This window comes from Burkholderia sp. Cy-637 (genome assembly GCF_011753175.1).
Lineage (GTDB): Bacteria > Pseudomonadota > Gammaproteobacteria > Burkholderiales > Burkholderiaceae > Burkholderia > Burkholderia gladioli.
The window spans coordinates 1-7,161 of record NZ_VWWC01000250.1; the positions used below are offsets into that span (position 1 = coordinate 1).

7 protein-coding genes are annotated in these 7,161 nt (G+C 69.9%); 4 read left to right on the plus strand and 3 right to left on the minus strand.

Annotated elements, in window-relative coordinates; translation table 11 throughout:
• Positions 1-63: 63 nt before the first annotated feature.
• The 3 genes from F3J10_RS33320 to F3J10_RS33330 all read right to left on the minus strand — a co-directional run bounded on the left by F3J10_RS33320 (position 64) and on the right by F3J10_RS33330 (position 3,192).
• Entirely contained in the window at positions 64-1,374 is a 1,311-nt protein-coding gene (locus tag F3J10_RS33320) for an MFS transporter (RefSeq protein ID WP_025101339.1), read from the minus strand.
• A 177-nt stretch (positions 1,375-1,551) separates the two neighbouring features.
• Positions 1,552-1,863 carry a high-potential iron-sulfur protein gene (locus F3J10_RS33325; RefSeq protein WP_013699671.1) on the minus strand — a complete coding sequence of 104 codons (312 nt, stop codon included), beginning with the start codon at positions 1,861-1,863 and terminating at the stop codon, positions 1,552-1,554.
• Between the two features lie 348 nt (positions 1,864-2,211).
• A complete protein-coding gene (locus tag F3J10_RS33330) occupies positions 2,212-3,192 on the minus strand; it encodes an AAA family ATPase (protein WP_167234651.1) in 981 nt (326 codons plus the stop codon).
• 271 nt (positions 3,193-3,463) lie between these two features.
• Between F3J10_RS33330 and F3J10_RS33335 the strand changes: the two genes are divergently transcribed.
• The 4 genes from F3J10_RS33335 to F3J10_RS33350 all read left to right on the plus strand — a co-directional run.
• Positions 3,464-4,234 (plus strand): hypothetical protein, encoded by a 771-nt coding sequence (locus tag F3J10_RS33335; protein ID WP_240155785.1) that lies wholly within the window; start codon positions 3,464-3,466, stop codon positions 4,232-4,234.
• Positions 4,235-4,237: 3 nt separating this feature from the next.
• A complete protein-coding gene (locus F3J10_RS33340) occupies positions 4,238-5,044 on the plus strand; it encodes an endonuclease/exonuclease/phosphatase family protein (protein ID WP_013699674.1) in 807 nt (268 codons plus the stop codon).
• Positions 5,045-5,279: 235 nt separating this feature from the next.
• Complete coding sequence (locus F3J10_RS33345) at positions 5,280-6,050, plus strand: ferredoxin--NADP reductase (protein ID WP_013699675.1); 771 nt, start codon at positions 5,280-5,282, stop codon at positions 6,048-6,050.
• 394 nt (positions 6,051-6,444) lie between these two features.
• The coding region (locus tag F3J10_RS33350) for a histidine kinase (protein ID WP_167243867.1) at positions 6,445-7,161 on the plus strand (717 nt) is incomplete at its 3' end.

Consider the following 7,161-nt stretch of genomic DNA (forward strand, 5'->3'; position numbering starts at 1 on the left):
GGGCTTGCCGCGAATCCGCCGGCGCCCGGCCCCGGCCGCGCCGGCCGCCGCGAAGGTCGCGCCTCAGTCCCCCGAGCCCGGCGCGCGGCGCGGCATGCAGGCCACCGCGATCACCGACAGCGCGAGCCCGGCCATCACGTAATAGGTCGGCGCAAGCGGCGTACCTGTCGCCTTGATCAGCCAGGTGACGATGAACTGCCCGAATCCGCCGAACAGCATCACCGCGACGTTGTAAGCAAGCGACAGCCCGGTGGAGCGGACCTGGGCCGGGAACAGCTCGGCGATCATCGCGCCGAACGGCCCGTAGTAGCCCGACAGGGTGATCGCCAGCAGCCCCTGCACCAGCACCAGCCGGCCCACGCTGGGCGCGGCGTCGAGCCAGAGGAACAGCGGGTAGATCAGCACCAGGGTGGCGACCAGCGACCACAGCGAAAGCGTCTTGCGCCCGATCCGGTCCGACCAGGCGCCGGCCAGCGGCGTGAGCACCGTCAGCAGCAGGCCGCCGACGATCACCGCGTAGAACGATTCGGCATAAGGCAGCTTGAGCTGCTTGACCGCGAAGGTCGGCAGGTAGCTGATCAGCACGTAGATCGTGACGGTCAGCGCGATCACCGAGCCCAGCCCGCAGAGCACCTCGCGACCGTGCTGCGCGAACACCTCGCCGAGCGTGACGCGGCGCGCGCTGGCCTTGCTGGCCAGGAACACCTCCGAGTCGGCCAGGTGGCGGCGCAGGTAATAGCCGATCGGGCCGATCAGCAGGCCCAGCAGGAACGGCACGCGCCAGCCCCAGGCATGCAGCGCCTCGCTCGACAGGCCGTGCGTGACCAGGGTGCCGACCAGCGCGCCCACCAGCAGCGCGGCCGACTGGCTCGACATCTGCCAGCTGCCGTAGAAGCCGCGCCGGCCGCGCGGCGCCGCCTCGATCAGCATCGCGGTGGCGCTGCCGAATTCGCCGCCGGCCGAGAAGCCCTGCAGCAGCCGGCCGAACACGATCAAGAGCGGCGCGCCGATGCCGATCGCCGCGTAGGTGGGCGCGGCCGCGATCACGAAGATGCCGACCGTCATCAGCAGGATCACCAGCGACAGCGCGGCCTTGCGCCCCGCGCGATCGGCGTAGAGGCCGAGCACGATGCCGCCGATCGGCCGCATGAAGAAGGCCACGCCGAAGGTGGCGGTGGTCAGCAGCAGCGAGCCGTATTCGCTGGAACTCGGGAAGAACAGCTCGGCGATCACCACCACCATGAAGCTGAACACCGTGAAGTCGTACCACTCGAGCGCATTGCCGATCACGGCGGCGATCACCGCGCTGCGTCCGGGGCCGGGGCCATTCACGGCCGGTTGGGTCGCCTGCTGCCTTTCGCTTGCCGAGCTCATGCGTCTCCCTCTCCCGCCTGGGGTATGCGCCAAGCGCCGCATGGGCGTGGCGCGGTTGTGGTGCAGCGAGTGTAGGGGAGCGACGAAGCCGATTACAAGCGGCACAAAAAAACCCGGCGGGCGGGCTGCCTGCCGGGTTTCTGCTTCGAGGCCAGGGGCGCGCGCGGCGCCCGGCGCTCAGGCCATCTTGCTGAAGGCGCTGCACCAGCCCTTGGCGGCCACGTCCTTGCCGGGGAAGGCGACGCAGGCGGCGGAAGTCGACCCCTTCTTGCCCTGGTACATCGAGCAGGCCGCGCAATCCTGCCCGGCCGCGTATTTCGGGAACTTGCTCTTGTCGACCTTGGTGGCGTCGGCCTTGTATCCGAGCGCGGCCGCGGTGGGATCGGTCTCGGCCAGCATCGGCGCGGCGAAGGCCTCGCGCGAGGACAGCGCGAGCGCCGATACCGCGCCGACACTGGTGATCAGGAAACTGCGACGGGACGTTTTCATGGGGACGTGCTCCAGCTTCTCTTCATGGGGAATGGCCGCTCTGACGGCGGCACCGGCGAAGCATAACGCCGCCGCCGCGGATCTGCGCTGCCGAATCCCGGAGATAAGGAATCGCCGAAGCCGGGGCGGGCGGCAAGGCGCGCAGCGCCTGCGCGCGCCTTGCCGGCCATCATGCGATGACGATGCGACAGGCTCGCGACGCCGGCGCGCGCACGAGGCCCGGCGTTGTGCGACAGAAGGTCGCGCAACGGCGCGGCAAAGCGGAACCGCGAAGCGGAACGGAAGCCGTTGGCCGAACCTCGCCCTTCGCGCCCGCCGCCTCGTCGATGCCGAACGCGGCCTTCGGGCTCAGAAGCCGATCGGCCGCCGCCTCGGCATGCCCTCGTCGGCGCGGATGTCGCGCGCCTCCACCGCGTCGCGCCCGTCGAGCCGCGCCGCGCCGAACGCATGCAGCAGCGCGCGGCGCATGGTGCGCGGCGGCACCGCCGCCAGCGCGCCCAGCGCGGACTCGCCGAGCAGGTCGGGAAAGCGCCGGCCCCAGGCATGCGCGCCGCGGATCCCGGCATAGATGGCCTGCGCGATGCGCCGCGCGCCGGCCTCGTCGGGCGAGGGGATCTCGTAGACGTTCATGCGGTTGAGGATCGGCTCGGGGATCGAGGACGCGTCGTTGGCCGTCGCAATCCAGATCACGTTGCCGGCATCGATCGGCACCTCGGCGAACTCGTCGACGAAGGCGCTCGCGGTGTCGTGCTCGAGCAGTGCGTAGAGCGCGCCGAGCGGATCGTACTGGGCGTCGTTGCCGGCCTTGTCGATCTCGTCGATGGCGATCACCGGGTTCGAGTAGCTGCCGTGCACCAGCGCGTCGAACACCTTGCCCGGCTTGGCGTTCTTCCATTGCGAGGACGCCCCCGACAGCACCCAGCCGGCGGTCAGCGAACTCATCGGCACGTAGTGGTAGGCGGTGCCGAGCATCTGCGCCAGCGCCTTGGCGAAGTGGGTCTTGCCGATCCCGGGCGCGCCCAGCAGCAGGATCGGCATCAGCTCGAGCCGGTCCTCGGTCTCCAGGCACAGCGCGATCTGCTTGCGCAGGTCCTCCAGCGGCCCCGCGAAATTCGGCAGCGCCTCGGCCAGCGCATCGAAGGCCGGCATGCGCGTGGGCTTCACGCAGAAGCGCAGGTTGCCCGTCTTCAGCATCTTCTCGTAGGTCGCGCGCAGGGCCTCGCTGGCCCCCTCGTTGAGATCGTTCAGCGCGGTCTCGACCCGGTCGAGATCGTACACGCGGCTGAACGAGGCCACCGCCAGTTCCTGCTTCACCATCGCCGTCGTCATCACACACCTCTCGCTTGCCACGCCCGGTCGCCCCGGGCTCGCCGCCGCGCCGGCGCCCAGCTTGCATGCGCCGCGCGGCATCAGACCCCTCGCTGCCAGTGTTGGGCAGACAAAAGCGGCGTGCAAGCCAGCACTCCTCGTGCTCTGCTGCTGATCGCGGCGCGCGCTGCACGGCGCGGCAAGCGCGCGTATCATCGACGATTCACCGTCGCGTGCCGGCCGCCGCCTTGCGCCGCGCCGCCGGCCCCTGCTGCCCCGACAGGAATCGCCGATGACCGAGCTTTCGCTGCCCGATCCGCTTGCCCACCCGCGCCTCGCGCGTCCCGCGCGCCCGCCGCGCGGCCGGAACCCGAATCGCGCGCGCCCGGTCAGACACGCTTTCGGCAGCGCCGCCTTCCCGATCTCCTCGATGCTTCGTTCCTTCGCGTTCAATATCGCGGCCGGCCTTCCGGGCTCGGCCGCGATCCCGTTGCCGCGCCGCCGGCCGGCCGCTCCCGCCCGCATGTCGAACCCGTTGATGCCACTGATGCCGCCGACGCTGCGTGCCGCCCTGCGCGGCGCGCTGCTGGCCGCCTGCCTGGCCTCGGCCCTGGCGCCGCTCGCCGCGCGGGCGCAGGCCTCGACGCCGGCCGCGCCGCAGTCGATCGACTGGGAGATCCGCGTGCTGCACGACGGCCAGACCGTCGACACCTTCCACCAGACCACCACGGTCGGCCAGTCGCGCACCGATACGCACGACTATCCCGTCACGCTGGGCGCGGCCTGCGCCGGCAAGGAAGCCTCGATGGTGGCGGCGGTCAAGCCGCGGCGCTCGCGCACCGTGACGGTCGCGCCGCTCTATGTCGAGGGCGACACGGTCACGCTGCAGATCGACGCGCAGGAAACCCTGGACGACGGCGACGGCTGCTCGCTCGCGCCGCGCCAGATCTCGGCCAGCCACCCGGGCCTGGCGGTCCATGCCGAGAGCTGGACCGACTGGGCGCCGGCCGACAAGAAGGCGCGCCTGCTCTACCAGGTCCGCGCCCACGTGGTGCAGGGCTGATACATGCACGCGCCCCAGGCCCTGCCGTTCGCCGCCCCGCAGGCGGCCCCGAACGAGATCACCGCGGTCAGCTGGAACCTGCACAAGGGCCGCTCGCCGCTCGGCTTCACCGCCTGGAATGCGATGCGCCGCTGGGTCGAATCGACCCACGCCGACATCTACTTCCTGCAGGAGGCGATGGCCAAGCGCATGCCGCGGCCGATGCTGGCCTCGGGCTTCGGCGCGCCGATGGAGGATCCGGTCGACGACATCTGGCATTGCCAGGCCACCGAGATCGCCCGCGCGCTGGATTGGCAGATCGCGCTCGGCCCCAATGTGTTCAAGCCGTCCTGGCGGCACGGCAACGCGATCCTCTCGCCGCATCCGCTCGACCTGGGCGGGCGCTGGGACATCTCCGCGCATCGCTTCGAGCGGCGCGGCCTGCTGGTGGCGCGCGCCACCCTGGCCGGCGCCGCGCCGATCACCCTGCTCTGCGCCCACCTGGCGCTCACGCGCGCCGCGCGGCTGCGCCAGATGACCTGGATCGCGCACTGGATCGAGCATCACGCCCAGGACGGCCCGCTGGTGCTGGCCGGCGACTTCAACGACTGGCGCAACGATTCGGTGCCGCTGTTCGGCGAGATCGGCCTGTCCGAGGTCGCCACCCTGCTCGGCGAATCGGGACGCACCTTCCCGGCCTTCTCGCCGGCGCTGGCGCTCGACAAGATGTTCGTGCGCGGCCTGACCCCGCTGGAGTGGCAGGCGCCGACCGACGACACCGCCTGGCTGTCCGACCACCTGCCCTATATCGCGCGGCTGCGCCTGGACTGAAGCGCCGCGCTTCGGCAATGGGCAGGAATCCGAAAGCTCCCGCCCCGTTTCCCGGGGCGGATTTCCGCGCGCCCACCGGGGTCAAGCGCGCGCGGCGCCCAGGCAGGGTAAAATACGGGGTTCTCCAAACGTCTGTTAACGGGTAGGCGTGCACTTTTCGAGAGTGACGCGCCCGCCATCGGCCGGTCTGCGGATCGGGCCGGTGCCCTCGGTTTCCGTCTCGTATCCGTATTCCATGAGCAAATTCGATACCGCTACCGTCCTGTCCGTCCACCACTGGACCGATACGCTGTTCAGCTTCACCTGCACCCGCGACCAAGGCCTGCGCTTCAACAATGGTGAATTCACCATGGTCGGCCTCGAGGTCGAGGGCAAGCCGCTCGCGCGCGCCTACTCGATCGTCAGCCCGAACTACGAGGAACACCTCGAGTTCTTCAGCATCAAGGTGCAGGACGGCCCGCTCACCTCGCGTCTGCAGCACCTGAAGGTGGGCGACCCGGTCCTGATCGGCAAGAAGCCCACCGGCACCCTGGTCGCCGACAACCTGCTGCCCGGCAAGACGCTGTGGCTGCTGTCGACCGGCACGGGCCTGGCGCCCTTCATGTCGATCATCCGCGACCCGGACATCTACGACCGCTTCGACAAGATCGTGCTGACCCATACCTGCCGCCTGAAGGGCGAGCTGGCCTACATGGACTTCATCAAGCACGACCTGCCGGGCCACGAATACCTGGGCGACATCATCAAGGAAAAGCTGGTCTATTACCCGACGGTCACGCGCGAAGCCTTCGACAACGAGGGCCGCATCACCGACCTGATCGCCACCGGCAAGCTGTTCACCGACCTCGAGGTGCCGCCGTTCTCGCCCGAGAACGACCGCGTGATGCTGTGCGGCAGCACCGCCATGCTCAAGGACACCACCGAGCTGCTCAAGCAGGCCGGCCTGGTGGAAGGCAAGAACAGCGCGCCGGGCCACTACGTGATCGAACGCGCCTTCGTCGACTGATCCCCGGCGGCCTCGCGCCCTCGGCAAGAACCGGAGCCTCGCGCTCCGGTTTTTTTATGCCCGCGTCATATGGTTTAGTTACATTTTCGGCGGTCAGTTACAAACCCTTGCGATTCGTCCTACGGGCAAGCGAACAAAAATCTGTCGAATCAGACGAGCTTGCCTGTCGGATATTTCCGACACGGGCGTCAGGATTTTGATCTGTTTACCCGGAGCGATCCCCGCCCGGCGCGCCTTTCCCATTTATTCTGAGTTATGATTCGCCGCGTCTTGACACTTCTTGACATACTTGCCAAGGGTCAAAGCACGTATTACTGAATGTAACTTTTGTTACCCGATCGGGCCTCCACCGAGGTCGTCGCCGATCGAACCTGTTCTCGCCGGAAGGAACGTCATGGACATGCCGCGTATCGCAGCCGCCTCAGCGAGCGCCCTGCCCGAGCCGGGCCCCGCCCCGGCACGCTCCGCCATTGCCCTCGCCGTGATTCCCGCCGCAGCCGCCAGCTCGCCGTCGCCCGTTCCTCGCGCCCCGGATGCCCGGCTGGCCGCCGTTTCGGCCGAACTCGCGGCCGAACTCGCCGCCGCCGACGAAACCGCCCGCCGCCGGCTCGCCCGCGAGCTGCACGACGGCCTCGGCGCCGATCTCACCGGCCTGCGCTTCGCTTTCGCCAATCTCGACACCTGGCTGCCCGAGCAGGCGCCCGAAGGCTGCCGGCGCGCGCTCGCGCTGGCCCAGCAAGCGCTCGACGCCGCCTTCGATTCGTACCGCCGCGCGCTCGACGAAGCCGCGCCCGCGCTCGATGCCGGCCTGGTCGGCACCTTGTCGGGCTGGGTCGGCGCATTCGGCGCGCGCACCCGGCTGCGCACCAGCGTGGTCTGCGCGGCCGACGCGCGGCTCGCGCAACTGGCCGGCGACAGCGCCCTGGCGGTATTCCGCGTGGCCCAGGAAGCGCTCGCCAACATCGCCCGGCACGCACGCGCCCAGGCCGCCGACGTGCGGCTCGAGGCCGGCGCGACGCATCTCGAACTGATCGTCGCCGACGACGGCCGCGGTTTCGCGGCAGCCGGCGCCGATCGCGACGCCGAGGCCCCGGGCGGCCGCGGGCTGGGC

Excerpts from the sequence above, each read along its gene's own strand:
- F3J10_RS33320 (WP_025101339.1), bottom strand. The coding sequence starts at position 1,374 with ATGAGCTCGGCAAGCGAAAGGCAGCAGGCGACCCAACCGGCCGTGAAT.
- F3J10_RS33325 (WP_013699671.1), bottom strand. The coding sequence starts at position 1,863 with ATGAAAACGTCCCGTCGCAGTTTCCTGATCACCAGTGTCGGCGCGGTA.
- F3J10_RS33330 (WP_167234651.1), bottom strand. The coding sequence starts at position 3,192 with ATGACGACGGCGATGGTGAAGCAGGAACTGGCGGTGGCCTCGTTCAGC.
- F3J10_RS33335 (WP_240155785.1), top strand. The coding sequence starts at position 3,464 with ATGACCGAGCTTTCGCTGCCCGATCCGCTTGCCCACCCGCGCCTCGCG.
- F3J10_RS33340 (WP_013699674.1), top strand. The coding sequence starts at position 4,238 with ATGCACGCGCCCCAGGCCCTGCCGTTCGCCGCCCCGCAGGCGGCCCCG.
- F3J10_RS33345 (WP_013699675.1), top strand. The coding sequence starts at position 5,280 with ATGAGCAAATTCGATACCGCTACCGTCCTGTCCGTCCACCACTGGACC.